The 20,450-nt window shown below is 59.1% G+C and carries 22 protein-coding genes and 1 tRNA gene; 15 read left to right on the forward strand and 8 right to left on the reverse strand.

The window, feature by feature from the left end; genetic code table 11:
- The first annotated feature begins 89 nt into the window (after window positions 1-89).
- Both B0E33_RS07485 and B0E33_RS31550 read left to right on the forward strand, forming a co-directional pair.
- Complete coding sequence (locus B0E33_RS07485; RefSeq protein WP_023002243.1) at window positions 90-791, forward strand: Crp/Fnr family transcriptional regulator; 702 nt, start codon at window positions 90-92, stop codon at window positions 789-791.
- Between the two features lie 165 nt (window positions 792-956).
- Window positions 957-1,223 (forward strand): BA14K family protein, encoded by a 267-nt coding sequence (locus tag B0E33_RS31550; protein ID WP_023002244.1) that lies wholly within the window; start codon window positions 957-959, stop codon window positions 1,221-1,223.
- A 101-nt stretch (window positions 1,224-1,324) separates the two neighbouring features.
- Here B0E33_RS31550 and B0E33_RS07495 read toward each other — a convergent pair whose 3' ends face one another.
- Window positions 1,325-2,896: a bifunctional AfsR/SARP family transcriptional regulator/alpha/beta hydrolase gene (locus B0E33_RS07495; RefSeq protein WP_077290840.1), complete on the reverse strand. Its 1,572-nt coding sequence runs from the start codon at window positions 2,894-2,896 to the stop codon at window positions 1,325-1,327.
- 449 nt (window positions 2,897-3,345) lie between these two features.
- Between B0E33_RS07495 and B0E33_RS07500 the strand changes: the two genes are divergently transcribed.
- Both B0E33_RS07500 and B0E33_RS07505 read left to right on the forward strand, forming a co-directional pair.
- On the forward strand, window positions 3,346-3,555 hold the full coding sequence (locus tag B0E33_RS07500; protein WP_023002246.1) for a cold-shock protein: 210 nt from the start codon (window positions 3,346-3,348) through the stop codon (window positions 3,553-3,555).
- A 127-nt stretch (window positions 3,556-3,682) separates the two neighbouring features.
- On the forward strand, window positions 3,683-3,934 hold the full coding sequence (locus tag B0E33_RS07505) for a hypothetical protein (protein ID WP_077290841.1): 252 nt from the start codon (window positions 3,683-3,685) through the stop codon (window positions 3,932-3,934).
- Between the two features lie 169 nt (window positions 3,935-4,103).
- Here B0E33_RS07505 and B0E33_RS31620 read toward each other — a convergent pair whose 3' ends face one another.
- From B0E33_RS31620 to B0E33_RS07540, 7 genes are all read right to left on the reverse strand, one after another.
- On the reverse strand, window positions 4,104-4,289 hold the full coding sequence (locus tag B0E33_RS31620) for a GNAT family protein (protein WP_369126925.1): 186 nt from the start codon (window positions 4,287-4,289) through the stop codon (window positions 4,104-4,106).
- 48 nt (window positions 4,290-4,337) lie between these two features.
- Window positions 4,338-4,607 (reverse strand): hypothetical protein, encoded by a 270-nt coding sequence (locus B0E33_RS07515; protein ID WP_077290843.1) that lies wholly within the window; start codon window positions 4,605-4,607, stop codon window positions 4,338-4,340.
- An 85-nt stretch (window positions 4,608-4,692) separates the two neighbouring features.
- On the reverse strand, window positions 4,693-5,001 hold the full coding sequence (locus tag B0E33_RS07520) for a hypothetical protein (RefSeq protein ID WP_062490454.1): 309 nt from the start codon (window positions 4,999-5,001) through the stop codon (window positions 4,693-4,695).
- 767 nt (window positions 5,002-5,768) lie between these two features.
- A tRNA-Arg gene (locus B0E33_RS07525) sits at window positions 5,769-5,845 on the reverse strand.
- A gap of 215 nt (window positions 5,846-6,060) precedes the next feature.
- Complete coding sequence (locus B0E33_RS07530) at window positions 6,061-7,533, reverse strand: sensor histidine kinase (protein WP_023002251.1); 1,473 nt, start codon at window positions 7,531-7,533, stop codon at window positions 6,061-6,063.
- 82 nt (window positions 7,534-7,615) lie between these two features.
- Window positions 7,616-9,046, reverse strand: coding sequence for a dihydrolipoyl dehydrogenase family protein (locus tag B0E33_RS07535; RefSeq protein ID WP_077290844.1), 1,431 nt, complete (start codon window positions 9,044-9,046; stop codon window positions 7,616-7,618).
- A gap of 36 nt (window positions 9,047-9,082) precedes the next feature.
- Window positions 9,083-9,904, reverse strand: coding sequence for a TVP38/TMEM64 family protein (locus tag B0E33_RS07540; RefSeq protein WP_077290845.1), 822 nt, complete (start codon window positions 9,902-9,904; stop codon window positions 9,083-9,085).
- Window positions 9,905-10,229: 325 nt separating this feature from the next.
- Between B0E33_RS07540 and rpmH the strand changes: the two genes are divergently transcribed.
- The 11 genes from rpmH to B0E33_RS07595 all read left to right on the forward strand — a co-directional run bounded on the left by rpmH (window position 10,230) and on the right by B0E33_RS07595 (window position 20,387).
- Window positions 10,230-10,364 (forward strand): 50S ribosomal protein L34, encoded by a 135-nt coding sequence (gene rpmH / locus B0E33_RS07545; protein ID WP_006934271.1) that lies wholly within the window; start codon window positions 10,230-10,232, stop codon window positions 10,362-10,364.
- Between the two features lie 59 nt (window positions 10,365-10,423).
- Window positions 10,424-10,834: a ribonuclease P protein component gene (rnpA, locus tag B0E33_RS07550; RefSeq protein ID WP_023002254.1), complete on the forward strand. Its 411-nt coding sequence runs from the start codon at window positions 10,424-10,426 to the stop codon at window positions 10,832-10,834.
- Window positions 10,831-12,651 carry a membrane protein insertase YidC gene (gene yidC / locus B0E33_RS07555; protein ID WP_206051413.1) on the forward strand — a complete coding sequence of 607 codons (1,821 nt, stop codon included), beginning with the start codon at window positions 10,831-10,833 and terminating at the stop codon, window positions 12,649-12,651. The genes rnpA and yidC overlap by 4 nt, the downstream gene beginning before the upstream one ends.
- Window positions 12,652-13,114: 463 nt before the next feature.
- Window positions 13,115-14,119 carry a hypothetical protein gene (locus tag B0E33_RS07560; protein WP_077290846.1) on the forward strand — a complete coding sequence of 335 codons (1,005 nt, stop codon included), beginning with the start codon at window positions 13,115-13,117 and terminating at the stop codon, window positions 14,117-14,119.
- 233 nt (window positions 14,120-14,352) lie between these two features.
- Complete coding sequence (locus B0E33_RS07565) at window positions 14,353-15,006, forward strand: transglycosylase domain-containing protein (RefSeq protein ID WP_228148112.1); 654 nt, start codon at window positions 14,353-14,355, stop codon at window positions 15,004-15,006.
- 228 nt (window positions 15,007-15,234) lie between these two features.
- Window positions 15,235-15,915 (forward strand): CatB-related O-acetyltransferase, encoded by a 681-nt coding sequence (locus tag B0E33_RS07570; protein ID WP_077290848.1) that lies wholly within the window; start codon window positions 15,235-15,237, stop codon window positions 15,913-15,915.
- Window positions 15,916-16,051: 136 nt separating this feature from the next.
- Window positions 16,052-16,699, forward strand: coding sequence for a ribosome biogenesis GTP-binding protein YihA/YsxC (yihA, locus tag B0E33_RS07575; protein ID WP_023002260.1), 648 nt, complete (start codon window positions 16,052-16,054; stop codon window positions 16,697-16,699).
- Window positions 16,700-16,796: 97 nt separating this feature from the next.
- Window positions 16,797-17,684: an acetylglutamate kinase gene (gene argB / locus B0E33_RS07580; RefSeq protein WP_023002261.1), complete on the forward strand. Its 888-nt coding sequence runs from the start codon at window positions 16,797-16,799 to the stop codon at window positions 17,682-17,684.
- Complete coding sequence (locus tag B0E33_RS07585; RefSeq protein WP_206051414.1) at window positions 17,681-18,424, forward strand: pyrimidine 5'-nucleotidase; 744 nt, start codon at window positions 17,681-17,683, stop codon at window positions 18,422-18,424. The genes argB and B0E33_RS07585 overlap by 4 nt, the downstream gene beginning before the upstream one ends.
- A gap of 133 nt (window positions 18,425-18,557) precedes the next feature.
- A complete protein-coding gene (locus B0E33_RS07590) occupies window positions 18,558-19,460 on the forward strand; it encodes a DUF817 domain-containing protein (RefSeq protein WP_077290849.1) in 903 nt (300 codons plus the stop codon).
- A gap of 63 nt (window positions 19,461-19,523) precedes the next feature.
- On the forward strand, window positions 19,524-20,387 hold the full coding sequence (locus tag B0E33_RS07595) for a LysR substrate-binding domain-containing protein (RefSeq protein WP_077290850.1): 864 nt from the start codon (window positions 19,524-19,526) through the stop codon (window positions 20,385-20,387).
- The last annotated feature ends 63 nt before the right edge of the window (window positions 20,388-20,450 follow it).

The raw sequence follows: 20,450 nt of genomic DNA on the forward strand, positions 1-20,450 counted from the left end.
CATCGCCGTGAGATACCACCATGGTATGACACAACAACCGTTGTAACCACCGTTGTACTGGTGCTCGCATCACACGACAAAGAGAGAATATGGCTACCGAAGAGAGTTTGAATAAGGAAAAGCTCCTGGGACAGAGCTTTATTTTCGAAGCGCTGGATGACGAGAGCCGCAAGGATCTGGCCGCTTTCGCACATGTCAAACGCTACACCGCAGGCGATATCATTTTCGACATGGGAACGCCGGGGCAAAGCATGATGGCAATTGCGGAAGGCTCGGTGCGCGTCAGCATGCCGACGCCCAGCGCCCGCGATGTGACCTTGTCGGAACTGCATCCCGGCGACATCTTCGGCGAAATTGCCCTGCTCGATGGCGGCGAGAGGTCAGCAAACGTGCGCGCCTTGACCAACTGCAAGCTGGTCGTGGTCGAACGGAGGTCTCTGCTTGAAGTGCTCAATCGCGATCCGGCTCTTTCCATCCGGCTGATCGAGCTGCTTTGCCAGCGCGTTCGCCGGTCGGACGAACGGATGATGGAAATCGGTTTTCTCGGTCTGCCGGAACGTCTCGCCCGCCTGCTGCTCCGCATCACCGTGACCGCTCCCGGCACTGAAGAGAAGCCGCTGACCAAACTGTCGCTCTCCCAGTCGGAAATCGCAGAGATGATCGGCAATACGCGAGAGACAGTGAACCGGTGCCTGCGCAAGTTCCAGAAAGCAGACCTGATCGACCTCAAGGAAGGCTGGCTGATCATCCGAAACCGGGAAGGCCTGGAGGACGTCGCGGACTTCGTGTGAGGAACACGAGAGCCGTTTTGGCCAGAACTCGGGACGCGCTGGCTGTCATCAGACAGCCGATGTCGGGGCAGTGTCGCGCGTCACAGGCCCCGGCGAATAATCTCTCCTAGGTAAGAGGGACAGGCGAACATCACATCGCCTTCACCAAGCCAAAGGAAGATCCAGATGTTCAGGAAAACCATCTTCACCGCCGTTGCCGCCGCAGCCCTGGCAACAACGACCTTCGCCCCTGCCGCCTTTGCCGGGGGCTATGGAAAAAGCAACCACAAGGGCTATCAGCACCAATGGGCGTTTGGCGCTCGCGATGCGGTTGTGACACGGCATATCGACTGGTGCTTTGGCCGCTACAACTCCTATCGTGTTTCCGACAACACGTTCCAGTCCGGGCAAGGCTCGCGCCTGCAGTGCTCGTCTCCGTTCATTAGCCGCTGACCATTCGCCTGACAGGAGACATTTGCCGGCAAAGCGGGCAGAGCACGGAGATCATATCCCGGCTCTGCCCCGCCGGAATACGCTTCCGACAAGAGCCAAAATCAGATGCCGTTTTCTTCAAGAAAGCGATGGATGGCACCAAGGCACACCTGCCAGGCAGGTTCCTGATCGACCAGAATGTGATTTCGGCTTTCCAGTGCCACGAATTGCGCCCCCGGGATACCTGCCGCAACAGCCTGGCCGAGTTCCAGCGGAATGCGCTGATCGTATCTGGAGTGCAAAACGATTGTCGGCGCCTTTACCTGCCCAAGGCGGTGGCGGACATCGATACGGCCGAAGGCTTCCTGAAACCGCGCCGCGTTTTTCGGCGAGGTTGTCTGACGCTGAAAATCATCGAACCAGTCCAGGGTTTCCGCGCTGGCATCCGGCATGAAGGTTTGCGTGAAAATATGCCGGTAGGCCGGATTATCCGTTCCCCAGCCAAGTTCCGTCAGCGTGATCACCGCTTCGCGCCGGGCCTGCTCCTCCGAAGAGGCGAGATATCGCCAGCCGGCAGCATACCCGCTGATCAGGATCAGTCCGGAAACGCGCTCGGGATGACGCACGGCGTATTCAACCGACACGGCACAGCCCTGAGAAATACCCACCAGCGGAAACCGCTCCAGCCCCAGGGTATCGGCAACGACCTCAAGATCCTCGACAAAGGCGTCGAACCCGAGATCGTCCACGTCCCAATCTGACAGACCGCAGCCTCTCTCGTCGTAGCGGATCAACGTGCGGCCGCGGGAAAGCTCTGCAAAGCTTCTGCCCCAGATCGGGCTCGACCAGTCGAACTCCAGGTGGTTCAGCCAATTGGCCGCCTTCAGAATAGGTGGGCCGGACCCGATGCTGGCATAGGCGATCCTGGTGCCATCTGCCACGTCGCAAAATCCGATATTCTGCGCCCTGAGCGCATGGGCACGGGCCTTGCGAACCCTGTCTGCGGGGTCGGCCGAACTCGTCTCGGCAAGCACGACGTGGTCTGACAAAAGACCCGGGGGTGATGTGCCCCGCTGAAGGCCTGCCGGCGACGGATCACTTTGCATCCGCTGGTGCACCTCTGCGCCTTCCGGGTCGGCTTCCAGCCACAGTCGCTGCCACTTCCGACTGGCAGCCGGGCCAATATCCCTGTGGGTCGCCAGACGCCTGTAAACTTCCACCTGTGCCAGATGGACGTCTTCACGTTCAGCCGTCAGCCAGGCATCGAAAGCCTCGTCCCCGGCACCGTCCAGGCCGTCCAGCAACATGTTCCCGAGCCGCGTGGCCATGTCCTCAAGCTCGATGACGCCAAGCATCCCTGCCTGGTTCCGAAGCCTTGCGTGAATATCGAGAATGTCGATACCGATGCCTTCAGCATCGAACTGGACGCGTTCGCGGTCGGCGATGATGCGCAACCGGTCCGGCGTATCGACCGCCCGCCGCAGCTTGCTGAGTGCCCAGCGCAGCGCCGCTTTCGGATCGTCCGGAAGGTCCCAGAACAGCTCACACAATCGCTCACGCCGATGCGGCCGCCCCGTCGCAACCAGAAACGCCAGAAGCGCCCGTGCCTTCTTGGAGGCCGGCAGAACAATTTCCTGCCCCATGGCCCTGACGCGCAGTTCCCCAAGGAGCGAAATTTCCAGCGCCTGGGACATGTATGTCTCTGAACTCACTTTGGAAAAACACTTCGCGTCTTTGTAGCACCTAAAAGAAGGCTGGTAAAACAAACCTGTCAGAACTACCGCCTGCGCCTTCGCCGATTGCCAGGTGCTACGTCCATTAACCGGAATTCCGTTATTACCCCTGGGCCTGCACCCAGCCGAGATGACCCATCACCCGCCAAAACGATCCTGAAATCGGATCAAAACGAATTATTATTGCTAAGTTTCATCGCCGCAAAAATTCTTTTCAAAGAAACAGGAAATGCGCCTTGTTTTGGACACGGTTTCAACTTAGGTAACGGGCATCGATATTGTTTGTCGAACTTTGTGACTGCGCGGTTTTCCGTGTTCTGAACGATCTTCCCATCAACGTCGACCTAACCGCGCTGCCCCGCATACCGTGAGGCGCGCAAACTACCATGACCGATTGAAAGGAAATCGTTATGCCAGTAGGTACCGTAAAATTCTTCAACACCACCAAAGGCTTTGGCTTCATTCAGCCGGAAGATGGCGCTGCCGACGTGTTCGTGCACATCTCCGCTGTAGAGCGCGCAGGCATGCGCAGCCTGGTCGAAGGCCAGAAGGTCAGCTTTGAAGTTGTCCAGGACCGCCGTTCCGGCAAGTCCGCTGCTGACAACCTTCAGGAAGTCTAATTCTGCATCCAACTCTGTTCGGTGACCACGGATGTACTGGCACCGGGCAGCAGGATGAATGGAAAAGGCCGGGGTAACTCCCGGCCTTTTTTGCAACTACCACCAGTGAACGGTTGGAGACGTGCAGATGACTTCGTCCAAGGATAATGAAAGCCCGCTTCGCACACGACGGGAAACTGCGGAAAGCAAGGCGGAAACAACGCGTCGGGTCGCGCGTGAAATCAATGAGGCCGAGACATCTGCCCGCGACGCCAAGACGGCCCGGCTGAAAGCTGCAAGACTGGCGAACCAGGACAAGCAGGCAGCCGCCGCCACGAATACCGCCAAGGGCAAGTCAGCCCCGGCAAAACCCCGCAAACCCATTGTGCCCAAGACCTGACACCAGGTTTCATTCCTCTTTTTCCTAGGGCTTCTTGCGAGTTCCGTGGGCTTCTTGCGGGCACTGTCGGCGAGGTGAGTGAAACGGGCATTCAAAATGGATCGCCCCGATTGCCGTTCGGCGATCGCTTCTGCTTCTCCGGCCAAAGCCCCGGAACCATGGCCCACCCTCAGGCGGTCACCAGTTCCATGACCAGCGCCGGCTCCCTGCAACCGGGCAAGGGCTCGTATTCTACGCGTTCTACAACTGCAAATCCCAAAGATCCGTAAAAGGCGACTGCACCCACGCTGGCGCATAGCACCGTGACCTGAAGCCGCCTTGCGCTCAAACCTTCACGATGAACATGCCGGATCAATCTGCGTCCAGCCTCCGATCTCTGAAACGCTCGCCTGATGTAACAGCCTCAGACATAGACAGTTTCCCCTCGAGCTGCGTAGACGCAGCTTCCGACGATCCGATCGTCATGAAACGCGAGGACCACCCGTTCATCCGTCGCAGGCAGAATGCCACCCAGATCTTCTCCGGCAAGGGATTCGACCATCGCGGTGGCAGTGTCGCTACCCAATTGTTCCTGGTAGGTTTCCCGCCAACACGTCGCAAGAAAAGCCCTGAGACGGGATCTGGGCAGGCCGTCTGATAGTTCGCCATCAGACGCAAATTCGACCAGTTCCACCACGTTTCCTGTTCCTGGTTCATCAGGCAATCACAGATGAGGAACACCTCTTCTCGCGCACGGGCAGAACCGGTTCTCCAGCAGCCTAACGGTGGCTTGAACCGAATGTTTTTTCAAGCAGCGTCGAGTTGGAACCAGAAGCAGCTTCGCCAACCGCTTCAAGTTGATCCTGCGTGGTCATGCGCTCGTACGCTTCCCCATCGGACTGTATGCGATACTGCGGCATGCCATCGCGAGCAGGCAACCTGCCTGTCACACGATACGTCAGGCCGGACATGCCCTTGCCACCGAATACGTTTTTCAGGCGCACGGCCTGCCCTATCCTGAAACTGTGGTCCGAAGAGCCACCCGAGGCTCTGCCCTGGCTGGTATTTGTGACCGTTTTCCTGGTCATGATAACTGGGTATCCTTTGATTTGAAGAATTTGCCGGCTGAGATCCGCCAAGTGACGCTATGCTATCGACAGATACGTGTATCGGCCTTTTCAACCGGCAAACGGTGGCCACTTCCGTGAACTGCTCTTGATCCAACGAGGCCAAATGCGTGACGGCAAGCGGCAAACATCTGCGCCGCCAAACGTGTCATGACCGGTTTCGCGGGCACAGTTGTCTAGGGAGGGCGCAGGCCTAAGCAGCACCCTGACAAGGAAAAAATACACTTATGTACTTTGAGTTTTTATGACAAAACAGGCGGTAAGAATGATTTATATTTTATGCCGCGCTTATTTTCTTAATTTTCAGCATACACATTTTACAATAATAATCAAACATCAAAATATTTTGAGATTTTTATTTCTTCCAATTCTTATGAAAAGACCCCAAACGGCCCCTAGTAATGGGGACCATCCAAGCCGGGCGACCGTAATCACCTGCCCAAGAACATGCGGCATGTGTCATCGGAACCAAGATCCGATTTTCCGGATCAGGCACGTTGGGATTCGGCAAATCACCCGCTGACGACCTGGCCTTTAAACGACATTAGCCCCCACGAGAACCTGTCCGGTCCATCGCATGGAAAGCGGGAATCCAAAGCACGAATGTAGCTATTGCGGAAACGGCAAATGCTGAAATTGCTTCCTGGAAACTGTCCAGACAGACCGACAACGCTTCAGCGCAACACACACAGGTGCAAGCAGATCAAATACTGATGGTGCGGGAAAAGTGGCGCACCGGGGAGGATTCGAACCCCCGACCCCCAGATTCGTAGTCTGGTGCTCTATCCAGCTGAGCTACCGGTGCGTATTTGCGAAGATCTTGTCATCTCGGTTGAACCTGGAGATGACCGGTCTTGGCGCTGTGGGGCGTGTCGTGTGCCCCGGACAGGGCGCTTACCTACTGCGGTCCGATGGGGATTGCAAGAACCTTTTTGAACTTTTTTTCAAAGAACTGTCACACAGTTCGGAAAGCCGCAGAACTCCTCGAGACTTAGCGGTGAATAAGATCGCCCTTCCCGCTCATGGCTTGCGGTCGGGAACCTCGAAACAGAAACACGTGCCGGTCCGGTTGTCTTCCAGCCGCACCGATCCGCCATGCGCCTTGAGCAATTCGGCGACAATCGCCAGCCCGAGACCGACGCCGCCGTTTTTCGAACCGCTGTGAAAAGCCCTGAACAGTGCCTTGCGGATATTCTCCGGAATGCCCGGCCCCGTGTCGGAAACCCGGACGCGGACGCAAGTGCCCTCACGCTCGGCCTCGATGGTGATCCGGCGGACCAGCGTTTCGTCCTTTTCCGCCTCCAGTGCCTGAAAGGCATTGCGGACGAGATTGAGCATCACACGGAAGATCTGTTCCGGATCGGCGTCGATCTCGATTTCCACCGGGACCTTGTTGTCGAAACGCACCGTGGCATGATCCACGAGACCCAGCACGTCCGCCACGTCGTCACCGACACGCTTCAGCGCCAACAGACGGCGTTGTGGTGCCCGTTCCTGGGCCTTGCCGTAGGACATCACAGCCTGCGTGTAACCGACCGCCCTGTCGAGCGTTGCCAGGATCTTGGGGGCAAGGCGCTTGACCGTCGGGTCCGGCACATGCTCCAGGCGCTCCAGAAACAGCTGTGCAGAGGCCAGCAGGTTGCGGAGGTCGTGATTGATCTTGGAAACGGCCAGACCGAGGTCAGCAAGCCTCTGCTTTTGATGAAGCGCCCTTGAAAGAGCCTCCTCCATTCCGGCCAGACGGATTTCGGCGTCGCCGAGCTCGTCGCGGCGGCCGGAAATCGACATGATACGCGAGGTATCTTCCGGGCTTTCGGCAAACCGCTCCATGGAGCGCGTCAGGCGGCGCAACGGCCGGATGAACAATGCCCTGAGGGTGATGTAGACAAGGCTGGCGGTGATGATCGAGATCACCAGCGACAGTGCAAGAATGCGGCCGGAGAAGGCCAGCATGTCCTGTTGCAGAAGGCGTACGGGCAGGACCACATCGACATGCTCGGTATGGCCCATCTGGCCGACACCGATGATGCGCATGGCGCCGTCGCCGCGATAGGTGAGGATCTCGAAACTGTGCAGGATGGCCGACCAGGGGGTGACTTCGGCCATGTCGACAACGAAGTCCATCTCGCCCGGCACATTGCTCATGGCGATCAGGCTGCGCCGCGAGCCTTCGTCGAGGGAAATCGCGAGCGCACCGGTCGTGCGCAGCAATTCTTCCTGAAGACGCGGGGCGATGGTGTTGGTTTCTGCAAGCACAGAGGCCGCGACACCTGCCGTGGTCAGCCGATCGGTAAGCCAGGTGTTTCGAAAGTTGGCGATCGAGGGCACATAGATGAGGATTTCCGCGAGCATCACGAAAAGCACCGTCATCAACAGGAGTTTGCCCGACAGGCCACCAAATCGATAATGCCCGAAGCCATCGCCGGGAGAAGCGGGCGTGGCGGCGGGTTCTTGCGGGACAGCCGATCCTTGCGGCGCGCCCTCATGTTTCATGTCACGTCTTTCCAAATCCCAAGGCCCCGGCCCCGCATCAGCGATGGTACCACAGCTTCTCTAAAACAGACGGCACCAGCGGTCACCCGAACAGACGCAGGAAACCGATCGCTTTGCGCAGCCAAGCATTTTTGGGCGCTTCCGCATAGTAAGAAATTGCCGCACGGCGTACGAGTTCACCCAGTGTCGGATAGGGCGCAATGAACCCGGCAAGGTCCTTCATGGTCATCTTCTTCGACAGGGCGAGCGACAGAAGATTGATGACCTCCCCGGCCTGGGCACCCGCGATATCCGCGCCAAGCAACCTGCCGCGCGGCCCGGCAATCAGCTTCAGGCGCCCCTTCGTGAGGCCTTCTGCCTGCGCTCTGTCATTGCTGGAATAGTCCGCCGTCAGCACCTTGACCTTGTGGCCATAGCGCGAGCGGGCCTCGGCTTCGCTCAGGCCGACATGACCAAGTTCCGGCGATGTGTAGGTAACCCAGGGCACAATGTCGCTGGTCATGGAGACCGGCAGCCGGAACAGGATGGAGCGAATCGCAAGGCCTGCCTGATAGCCGGCGACATGCGTAAACTGCAGACCGCCGGCAACGTCGCCAATGGCATAGACGCGCCGGTTGCTCGTTCGCAAACCCTTGTCGATCGCAATGCCTTTCCGGTCATAATCGATGCCGGCTTCTTCCAGGCCGAGCCCGTCGACGTTGGGCGCACGGCCGGTCGCCACCAGCAGATGAGAGGCCTCCACCGTGACCGGCTTTCCGTCCGCCTCCTTCGCGCTGATCGCCAATCCCGCACCGGATCGCCCGACTTTTTCGACAGCCGTCTGTTCCAGAATGTCGATGCCTTCGGCACGCAGGGTATCCAGCACCAACGCCGCCAGTTCCGGATCGTCCTTACCAAGAGCCTTCTGGGCTTCGAACACGGTGACTTTCGAACCAAGACGTCGGTGGGCCTGCGCCATTTCAAGACCGATTGGTCCGCCGCCGATAATCGCCAGATGCTCCGGACGATCGCGTAGCTGGAACAGGGTTTCATTGGTCAGATAGGGAACGTCCTCGAGGCCCGGAATAGGCGGAACGAAAGCGGAGGACCCCGTTGCGATGACAAAACGCCGGGCCTTGATACGGACCGCACCGGCCAACACCTCATCGGATCCGGTGAACCTTGCCGTCTCGCGCAGGACGGTGACGCCGAGGCCTTCGAAGCGTTCCTGGGAATCATGCGGCTCGATGGCGGCGATGACCTTGCGGACATGATCGTTCGCTTCGGCAAAATCGACTTCCGGCTTGTCGCCATGCACTCCGAACCGGCTCGCAGCTTCCTGCGTGTGCGCGGCCTTGGCGGCGGCCAGAAGCGCCTTGGAGGGCACACAGCCGTAGTTGAGGCAATCGCCGCCCATGAGCCCCTTTTCGATCAGCACCACCTCGACGCCAAAGGCCGCCGCGGCTGCGGCAACGGACAGGCCGGCGGAGCCTGCGCCAATCACGCAAATGTCCGGGGTCAGCAAATTGGCCATGACGGGCTCCGATTCGGCAGGAAACTGGCGGAAAGTTTAACGATTGCGGACTTTTTTCAATATCACCGGAATGAGGCTGGCGATTCCGAGCGCAAAAAACGCCGCCAGCAGCTGTGGTGTTACCAGGGCAGCAACGTCGATCTGGCAGGTTCCTGACGCCGCGCAGCCGGGGTTGGCGGCTTCCTGTGCCGCGATGACACTGTCGAGGCCGGAACCGATGAAGGTGAAGGCAAAGGTGCCCGGAATGATGCCGACAAACGTGGCGAGCGTGTAGGAAGGCAACGGCATCTTGAAGATTGCCGGGGCGATGTTGACCAGCCAGAAAGGGAATACCGGCGTCAGCCTCAGGAACAGGAGGTAGTGAAACGCATCCTTGCGAAACCCTTCGGCCAGACGGGCAAGGAAGGGGCCGGCCCGATTGGTGAGCACCTCACCAAAGGAGGATCTTGCAACAAGAAAGACGGCGCAGGCGCCGATCGTCGCGCCCAGAACCGTTGCGACACCGCCAATTACCCAGCCAAACAGAAAACCGCCCGCAATGGTCAGCAAGGATGCCCCGGGAAACGACAGAGCGACCGCCACGGTATAGATGGCCACATAGGCGAGAATGGCGAGCACCAGGTTCTGCTCGACATAACCGGCAAGGTCCTGCCGCTGCATGATGAGGTTCGACAAGGTCAGCTGCTTGTGCAGGCCAAGCGCGAATCCGAGCACCATCAGGCCTGCGAGAACCGCCAGTGGCAGCCACTTTCTGAACCTTTCGGCTGCCGTGCGTTCCTGCGTCTTTCCGCCAGTCTGCCCCGTGTCCTTCGGCGGCGTCATCCTGTTGGCCTCGTCACCCAGCATCCACTCTTCCATCAGCTCGCTTCTTGTCGCAGGGGCGCCCTGCTTTTTTGTTCTGATAGGCAGATGTACCTTAAACCTCGTAAAAAGAACTGTGCTTCACTGATAAGTGACGCTTGCCCGTTTCAGGTTCACCTGTGCGTGATCGAAAGGAAAACGCAGAATCTTAGGCGTGCAAAGTTGACTTGAGGCGGCATGGCCCTTATAAGCGCGCTCGACCGGGACATGCATTCGGACCCAAGGCTGGAAAAGCCGCGCTCTTCATGGCGCTTCGGGTGCTTCCTCCAAAGAATTTAAAAAATGAACAAGGGCCGCGCTCTTAGCCGCGCGGGGAAGAACAATGAAGCGTACGTATCAACCGAGCCGTCTTGTCCGCAAGCGTCGCCACGGCTTCCGCGCACGTATGGCCACCAAGAATGGCCGTCAGGTGCTTGCTCGTCGCCGCGCGAAGGGTCGCAAGAGCCTCAGCGCCTAATCGGCGACCAGCCCGCAGTGCGCCGGGTTGGCGGCGACTGCCAACACCAATCCGCCGCTATGGACACTTTGAAAAAGCGCTCCGAATTCCTGGCGGTCGCCAAAGGCGGCCGGCTGGGCCGGCGCGCTTTTGTCGTTCAGGGCTTGAACCGCGACAGCGACGACGCGTCGCGGGTTGGCTACACGGTTACCAAGAAAACCGGCAATTCGGTTATGCGCAGCCGCATAAAGCGGAGGCTTCGAGCCGCCGTGGCCGAACTTGCGCCCGAAGATATCCCGCAAAAGGCGGATTTCGTGCTTGTCGCTCGCGACAGCGCACTCACTCTTCCCTTTGAAAAAATCGTTGCAGACCTTAAGTCTGGCCTGAGCCAGGTGCTGGATCCGCAAACGCCGCGCGGACGGGGAAAACCGCGCCGGCAGGGCTCGCAGCCCAATCGAAACAGCGCAGGAAACAGGGGTAAATCCAGTTGATTTCTGAAAACCGCAACACGATTCTCGCGATCGTTCTGTCCCTGATTGTTCTGCTCGGCTGGCAATATTTCGTTGCCGCGCCTCAGTTGGAACGCCAGCAGGCCGAACTTCAGGCCCAGCAGGAGGCCGCTCAAAAGGCCGCGACCGGCACAACAAACCCGGATGCACCGCAACCGACCGGTTCGCAGGGCGCCAACACCGCGGCACCGGCGGCCGAGCAACAGGCCGCCTTTGCCAACCGGGATACTGCGCTTGCCGCTTCCCAGCGCGTGACCATCGATACGCCCAGCCTTGAAGGGTCGCTCAATCTGAAAGGCGGCCGCCTCGACGATATCCGGCTGAAGGACTATCACGAGACCGTCGACAAGAGCAGCCCAACCATCGTGCTGTTCTCACCGTCCGGCAGCCCCAAGCCCTACTACGCTGATTACGGCTGGGTCGGCGATCCGGGTTCGAACATCGCCCTGCCCGGCCCGGATACCATCTGGTCCATCGACGGCGAGACGACACTGACCCCGTCGACACCCGTGACACTGTCCTGGGACAATGGTGCGGGCCTCACTTTCAAGCGCACCTTCTCTGTCGACGACAACTACATGTTCACCGTCAATCAGGCGGTCGAAAACACTGGCGCCGACGCGGTAACGCTCTATCCCTACGGCCTGATCGCTCGAAAGGGCATGCCGGAAACCAAGGGTATCTACATTCTCCATGAAGGTCTGCTCGGCGTCTTCGGCGCGGAAGGCCTCAAGGAAGTCGATTACGACGATCTGATGGAAGAAAGCTCCATCCGGCCGGCCAAGGTCGATCAGGGCTGGCTCGGCATCACCGACAAGTACTGGGCCGCGACGCTCATCCCGACCCCGGGTCAGGAATTCCAGCCGGGCTTCAGCCACTCCGCCACCACCGACGTCTTTCAGGCCGACTATCTCGGCAACGGTGTGACCATTGCAGGCGGTTCGACCGGCGAAAGCAGCTCGTATCTGTTTGCCGGCGCCAAGGAAACCAAGGTTCTCGACGGTTACGAGGAAGCGCTCGGCATCGAACGGTTCGAACTCCTCATCGACTGGGGCTGGTTCTACTTCCTTACCAAACCGATGTTCTTCGCGATCGACTGGTTCTTCCACCTGTTCGGCAACTTCGGTGTCGCCATCCTGGTCGTCACCGTTATCGTCAAGCTGATCTTCTTCCCGCTGGCCAACAAGTCCTACGTCTCCATGAGCAAGATGAAGCTCGTGCAGCCGCAAATGACGGAAATTCGGGAGAAATATTCCGACGACCGGCAGAAGCAGCAGCAGGCGTTGATGGAGCTCTACAAGAAAGAGAAGATCAACCCGCTGGCCGGCTGTCTGCCGATCCTGGTGCAGATCCCGGTGTTCTTCGCACTCTACAAGGTGCTGTACGTCACCATCGAAATGCGCCACGCGCCGTTCTTCGGCTGGATCCAGGATCTTTCGGCACCGGACCCGACCACCATCTTCAACCTGTTCGGCCTGATCCCCTGGGATCCGCCGCAGATGCTGATGCTGGGCGTCTGGCCGCTGATCATGGGGATCACCATGTTCATCCAGATGAAGATGAACCCGGCTCCGCCCGATCCGACCCAGCAGATGATCTTCACCTGGATGCCCGTGATCTTCACCTTCATGCTGGCCTCTTTCCCGGCCGGTCTGGTGATCTACTGGGCATGGAACAACACCCTGTCCGTGACGCAGCAGTATGTGATCATGCGCCGTCAGGGAGCCAAGGTGGAGCTCTGGGACAATCTGGGGGCGCTCTTCAAACGCAAGAAGCCAGCTCCCGACGACAAGAGTTAGTCCTCTGGCAGTTGCCTGAAAACAATAAGCCCCGCCAACCGGCGGGGCTTATTCATTGAGAGGCCGGTCATCGAACCTTTTGATGTTCTTATGATGCCCCCCTGGCTTCCGTCGGCAGGACATTGCCGACTTTGTCCCGCTCCGCCTGTCGAGTGAATGTTCGGTATGGAAATGACCGGCAAGAGTTCGCCATTTCTCGACAAGACCCAGCGTTGACCACTTCAAGGCCCATGCGAGCGCAGTGACGGGCGTCACTGGCCATTTGGCTCTTCTTCCATCAAATTGTCTGCCAGAGACGCAACAGCTTGTGCGGCCGGGTGCTCGCAGCCGAAAGCGCCTGCTCAATACCCGGTGACACAAGCAAGCCAGCCAACACCTGAAACAGAAACCGGCACACAGCAAAGCGTGCGCCTGATCCCTTTTGTGCGGCCGCAAGCATGGCCACATCGTGGAGAACGTGAACATGTACGCAGACTACGACGCCTTCAAAGCAGCGGTTGAACCTCACTGGCAGCGTTACTGGGACGACAACGCGTGGGTTCAAAGCTGGTCCAACTGGCAGGATCGGGACAAAATGGACCAGTTTTGCCAGGCTGCTTACAATCTCTACAGGGCTGCCGCAAATAACCGATTGCCATACACCTTGCTTGGCGGCACCGGTATCCGGATGTGCAAAAACCTGATCGCAAACTTCGGTGTCACCGCTGCCAGCGGCATCCAGGAAGACGTAACCAGGAAGCATGTCCAGACGGAACAAAGAGCCCGCAACGTAGGCAAGGGCACGCACACGGACGCGGACAGGAATATCATCCCTTCCGTGCCCGTCATAGGCGGCGCCATCCTGAGTGAAAAGAAGTGGACGCCTCTTCTCAACGATGCACTCATCATCGGTGCGATCACTGCCCACAAGACCTTCAGTCTGACGCTGGAAACCGCTGAGGCCGGGCTTTTTCGCCAGTGCGGCGAGGATTTGCTGGACGAAGAGGTCCCGAAACTGCAGAAGATTCTGCCGCATGTGACCAACCGGAAAGCTGCAGAGCACCTTGTGAAGGGAACCGTGGACTATCAAAAGAACCACTGGAAGGAGTTCATGAACCGGAACGCCGGCATGTTCTGGACCTTCGGACAGTACACGGACAGACACACCAACAGGAAAGCATCATTCCAGAACCCGCGTGTGCTGGCGCGCGAACTGCTTGGCCTGGCGTTTTTCGGCTATCAGCCTGCGTTCGGACAAGGTGAGCTCTATTTCAAGCCACCGCAGGACAACGCCCCGGACCCGACATTCCAAGCCTATGTGAGAGGGCTTAATGATATCGGATTTCACGAAGGCAACAGACACACACGCATCAGGTTGATGTCGAGAATCTCCGAATTCCTGTTCAACGACCCGAGGGCAGTCCAAATGCCGCAGGACAGGGCTTTTGGTGAAAGGCGTGTCGACGCCCGGGTTCGCATTCCCACCTGAACACGACTCCAGAAACCGGCACCACCTGTCCGGTCCACTTTCGACGGGGTTCTTGACCGACCCGAAGAACCCCACTCAAGCAGGTCTTTTCAAGTCGTCGCCTACCACACATCCCCGCAGCCCTCGATGTGAAAAACGCAGGCAAGTGCCGTCTTTAGGCCTCGTTTCCATCATGACAGTGCCCGCTTTGCCCGACACGGTTCGAGATATGTTTCCGGAGGTGTCCCTTGCGCGTGCTCAAAATCCTTTCCGCCCTCGTCCTGCTTCTGACTGCCGCCGCCTTTGTTTACGGATTTGCCGGTTATCTCGATGCCCGAGCCGATGCCTTTCGCCTGTCCGCGCGCGCCGACAGGCTGATTGCCGGCGGCCGAGGCGGTGTCGATCTTGGGCAAAGGCAACTTGCGAAATTGCTGCAGGTCGAGGATCCCGGCTTTGTGGACCATTCCGGTGTTGATCTATCCAGTGCCGGAGGCGGTCTCACCACAATTACCCAATCGCTTGCCAAACGCGTCGGTTTCGAAACATTCCAGCCCGGTATCGCCAAGATCCGGCAGACTGGTTACGCAATCGGGCTGGAACATGAGCTTACAAAGCAGGAAATTCTGGCTCTCTGGCTCGACACCCTGGAAATGGGCCATGGGCCTGACGGTTGGATGACCGGGTTCTTCAGGGCAAGCAATGCCATTTACGGGAAAGCTCCGGCAGAGCTTTCCGAGAGGGAATTTCTCTCCCTTGTCGCGGTCCTTATCGCCCCGTCCACATACCATCTTGGAAAAGACGATCCGAAACTTGAAGACCGAGTTGCGCGGATCGAACGCCTGATTGCCGGCAGTTGCACACCGCTGGACAATGGCGACGTCTGGCTGGAAGGCTGCAGGGACAAATAGACAAGCCCTAAAACGTTCCACCTTGACCGGCGCCGGAACCTCGTGTTTTTATCCGGCACCTTGACGCGAGGCTCTCGCGTCTTTCAACCGATCCCGTTTGGAGTGCCTGGACCAATGATCCGATAAAGCAAGACCTGATCCGCAAGGCGAAGCCGCTCACCGGCAGGTCAACCGCGTCCGACACGCGTTTTCCAGTTTCCCTTGTTTTCTTGCTTTTAAGGAGGCCCCATGCACGGCCCGTCCCCCGACACGCTCCATCCCTTCAATGGCGAACCGCACACGGTTTACCTGAAAAACGTGATCACCCGCCCTACCATCGAAGTGGGCGACTTCACCTATTACAACGATGAAAACCACGCGGCCGAGTTTGAAAGCCGCAATGTGCGCTATCACTTCGACTTTGTCGGCGACCGGCTGAAGATCGGGAAGTTCTGCGCGCTGGCGCAGGGAACGACGTTCATCATGAGTGGTGCCAACCATGCCATGACGGGTTTTTCGACCTACCCTTTCAACATCTTCCAAAACGGTTGGGAACAGGGCTTCGATCCTGCGACCATTTTCGACCACCTGAAGGGAGATACCATTGTCGGTCATGATGTCTGGTTCGGAACCAATGCAACAGTGATGCCCGGTGTCACCATCTGCTCCGGGGCAATCATCGGCGCGCACGCGGTGGTCGCGTCCGACGTCCCGCCCTATGCGGTGGTGGTCGGCAATCCTGCCCGGGTGGTAAAACTCCGGTTTGATGAAGCCACTATCGAACGGCTGCTTGAAATCGCCTGGTGGGATTGGCCGGCCGAGACGATCTCCCGGAACCTCGATGCGATCCGCGGCGCGGATATCGAGGCCCTGGAGGCGGCCGCGACAGGGTTGGGCAGTGAGTGTGATGCCAAACGAAACCGCGCCTGATCCGAACAGTCAGGCCGTGCGGACCAAAAGACCTGCAAGGCGTCCCTTTCAAATGGGTGCGCCTTGCGGGGTTGCAGGCTTGAGCCGGCACGCCAAAACTAGTGACGGTTGCTTTCAGGCAGGGTAGAAGGCGCTTATGAGCGAAGAACAAAAATATTCCGATGAAGACCTCGAAGCCGGCCGGCTGATGTTCTGCCGTCCGTGGGATTTTCTCACCAGCGTCACCGACATGGCCAACCTGCCGGAAGCGGCCGGAGCGGAGATCGCCTTTGCGGGACGGTCGAACGTCGGCAAGTCCAGCCTGATCAACGCGCTGACCGGACGCAAGGACCTTGCCCGGACTTCGGCAACCCCGGGCCGGACACAGATGCTGAACTTCTTCATTGCTCCCGAGACGCCGCTGACGATCGTCGACATGCCGGGATACGGCTATGCGCAGGCGCCCAAGGAACTGGTGGAAGCCTGGACCCAGCTTGTGTTTTCCTATCTGCGCGGTCGGCCGAACCTGCGCCGCGTGATCCTTCTGATCGACAGCCGTCACGGCATCAAGAAGAACGATCTCGAAGCGATGGAACTGCTCGACAAGGCAGCCGTCGTCTATCAGGTCGTGCTGACCAAAGCCGACAAGATCAAACCGCCGCAACTCGTTCGCCTCATCGAGGACACGAAGGCAATCCTGCGCAAGCGGGTCGCCGCCCATCCGGAGATTCTGGCCACGTCCTCGGAAAAGAACCGCGGTGTCGACGAACTGCGGGCGGAGCTGTTTCTTCTGGCCACCCAGTGACCCGTCACTCCTGCGCCGATTGTGAAGCCACTTCAAACCGGCTATAGCAGGGGACTTTCGCGAGACATTTCCCAGCCACGGTGAGTATTTCCGTTCCATGACCACGCCTGACACCGCCACACGCGCCAACATCATTGCCCATGCCCTGCCTTACATGCAGCGCTACGACAACAAGACCGTTGTCGTGAAATACGGTGGCCATGCCATGGGCGATCCGGAACTCGGCCAGGCCTTTGCGCGCGACATCACGCTGCTGCGCCAGTCCGGGGTCAATCCGGTGGTGGTTCATGGCGGCGGGCCGCAGATCGGCAAGATGCTGCAGCGGCTGAACATCGTCAGCGAGTTCAAGGGCGGTCTGCGCGTCACCGACAGGGCCACGGTGGAAGTGGTCGAGATGGTTCTTGCCGGTTCGATCAACAAGGAAATCGTCCAGCTGATCAATGCCGAAGGCGGCCGCGCGGTCGGACTGTGCGGCAAGGACGGCAACCTGGTGACCGCCCGCAAGCTGACCCGGACCGTGGTTGATCCGGACAGCAACATCGAAAGCGTTCTCGATCTCGGCTTCGTCGGCGAACCGGACAAGGTCGACCCGACCGTTTTGAAGCTGGTGCTCAAGGAAGACATCATTCCGGTTGTCGCCCCGGTCGCCCCGGGCGAAGACGGCGAGACCTACAACATCAACGCCGACACCGCTGCCGGCGCCATTGCGGGCTCGCTCAACGCCAAACGGCTGCTGTTCCTGACGGACGTGCCCGGCGTTCTGGACAAGGACGGCAACCTGATCAAGCAGCTCACTGTTGCCAAGGCGCATGAGCTGATTGCCGACGGCACCATTTCCGGCGGCATGATCCCCAAGGTCGAAACCTGTATCGAAGCTTTGGACCGCGGCGTTGAAGGCGTTGTCATCCTGAACGGCAAGGTACCGCACGCGGTGCTGCTGGAACTGTTCACCGACGGCGGCGCAGGGACGTTGATCCGCCCGTGACAGGAAAACGCCCCCTGCCCTACGAGGGCCCGCAGGCTCATCGCCGCGACCTGAGGATCTTCAAAGGCGTCGAAGCCTGGGTCTTCGATCTGGACAATACGCTCTACCCGCACGAGAGCGACCTGTTCCCGCAGATCAACGAGCAGATCTCGCGCTATGTGCAGAAGATCCTGAACCTGCCGCCCGATGAGGCAATGGCGCATCAGAAGGAACTCTATCACGAGTTCGGCACGACCCTGCGCGGGCTGATGACCAACCACGCCATCGACCCGGACGATTACCTGCGTTTCGTCCATGATATCGACTATTCGACCCTGAAACCCGATCCGGACCTTGCAGCCGCGATCGAGGCCTTGCCGGGCCGGAAGTTCATCTTCACCAACGGCGACCGCCCACATGCGGAACGCACGGCGGCTGCGCTCGGCATCGCGGATCATTTCGAGGATATCTTCGACATCGTCTCGGCGGATCTTGTGCCCAAGCCCAACAAGGTCACCTACGAACGTTTCCTGGCACATACCGGCGTCGCGCCGGCACGTGCTGCCATGTTTGAAGACCTGGCCAAGAACCTGAGCGTGCCGCATGCGCTTGGCATGTGCACGACGTTGATCCTGCCGACCGGCACGCGGGACGTGTTCCAGGAAACCTGGGACATGGAAGGCGAACCCTATCCGCATGTGGATTTCGTCACCGACGAACTGACCGGTTTCCTGAAGGCCGTGCTTGGCGCCATCAGCTAGCGCCCGACCGCAGGTCAGCCCGCAATATTGCAGAAAACTGTGAAGGCACTGCACAGTTCCTGCACATCGCCAGATGCATAGAAGACCTGCCGGCCGCTTGCGGACCGGCCGGTATCTTCAGCTGAGGCGTTACATGTTACCCACCGGGATCGTCCAACCTCTACAAACCCCCTCCCGTCCAGGCTCCGGAACGGAAAGGCTCATAAATCACCTCCTGCACAGGCTGCGTCCGATCTTCGGCAAGGGCCTGTTCGGTCTGGCGGCGACGGAGTTTCTCGCCTTCGGCCTGAAGCAGGCCTATGCCTGCATCTTCGGCGGCCTGTTGCTCGCAATCATCCTTCTGACGCGGTTCGTCTATCCGGAAGACGCCGCACTCAGTCGCTACGACTTCCTGTTTCTCGCGGCCCTCGGTCTTCAGATCGCAATGCTGGCCACGCGTCTGGAAACGCTGGACGAAGCCAGGATCATCCTGATCTTTCATGTGGTCGGCACGGTCATGGAGATTTTCAAGACCTCCGCCGGGTCCTGGATCTATCCGGAGGAAAGCCTGTTCCGCATCGGTGACGTGCCCCTGTTCACCGGGTTCATGTATGCCTCCGTCGGCAGCTATCTCGCCCGCGTTTCCCGGATCTTCCACTTCGCCTATAGCGGCTATCCGCCCTTGTGGACCACATGGCTGTTCGCGCTCGCGATCTACGTGAATTTCTTCAGCCACCATTTCATCATCGACCTGCGGGTTGGCCTTTTCGTCTTCTTGTTTTTGCTCTTTGGACGAACCTGGGTCCATTATTCGGTGTTCCGCTACAGGCACAAGATGCCGCTGGTGCTGGGCTTTTTTCTGGTCGCCCTGTTCATCTGGATTGCGGAAAATATCGGCACTTTCGCCCGCGCCTGGCAGTACCCCGACCAGGCCGATGCATGGACACTGGTTTCAATCGCAAAGTTGAATGCATGGGTGCTTCTGATGATCATTTCCTTTGTACTGGTCACGCTTGTGAACAGGCCGAAAAGGGAAAGTTCCGCCGAAAAAGCCTGACCCATCTCGACAGGGTCTCCGGGGTTCATTATTGAAGAATATTCAACTTTCCGGAGATCGACCATGGCGTCCCTGCGTGCGCTACATGCCTTTTCCCTGCTGGCCCACCACGGGCGTGCGTCGCTTGCGGCCGAAAAGCTCGGGGTTTCGCCTTCGGCGCTGTCCCACCTGATGCGCAAGCTGGAAAACGAGCTTGGTGCGACGCTGGTCAACCGGGATGGGCGCGGGCTCACCCTGACAGAAGAAGGACAGCGCCTGGCCCTGAGCATGGGCGATGCCTTCGACCGCATCGAAGAGGCTGTCGACAGCTTCCGTCGGCGCGGCCGGACGGAGCTGAGGATCAGCACCGTCTCGACCTTTGCCACCCGCTGGCTGATCCCCCGCTTGCCGGATTTCCAGGCGAGCCAGCCGGATGTGGAACTGCTGTTGTCCGCGTCCACTCGCATGGTTGATCTCGATCGCGAAAACTACGATTGCGCCATACGGCTGGGCACCGGCAACTGGCCGAGTGTCGAGAGCCACCTCTTGTGGAAGGAACACCTGGCGGTGGCCCTGGCACCCGGCCTGCTGCGTGGCAAGGATGCCACCGACACATCCGTTCTGAGCGGCCTCAGGCTTCTGCACAGCGCCTCGCGGCGTGGCGACTGGGTGCGCTGGCTGGAGGAGGCCGGGCTCAGCCATTCCGACACGAAATCGGGAACCGTGCTGCAGAGCCGGGACCTTGCCATCCAGGCTGCCATAGCAGGGATGGGCGCGATCGTGATCGACAGACGCTTCGTCTCCCAGGAACTGGAGGCAGGACACCTGATCATGCCGGACTGGAAACTGGTTGAACTGGAGACCGGATACTGGTTTGTGCGCTCGCCCGCCCGCACCTTGACCCGCCCCGTGGCCGCCTTTCGGGACTGGCTGCAAACCACTGTCTGAACACTGCAATTGGCGACACCTGCTTGCCATCCTCTTCAAAAAGGCCCCATTATTTGCGCGAGC

It is taken from the genome of Roseibium algicola (assembly GCF_001999245.1).
GTDB classification, from domain to species: Bacteria; Pseudomonadota; Alphaproteobacteria; order Rhizobiales; family Stappiaceae; genus Roseibium; species Roseibium algicola.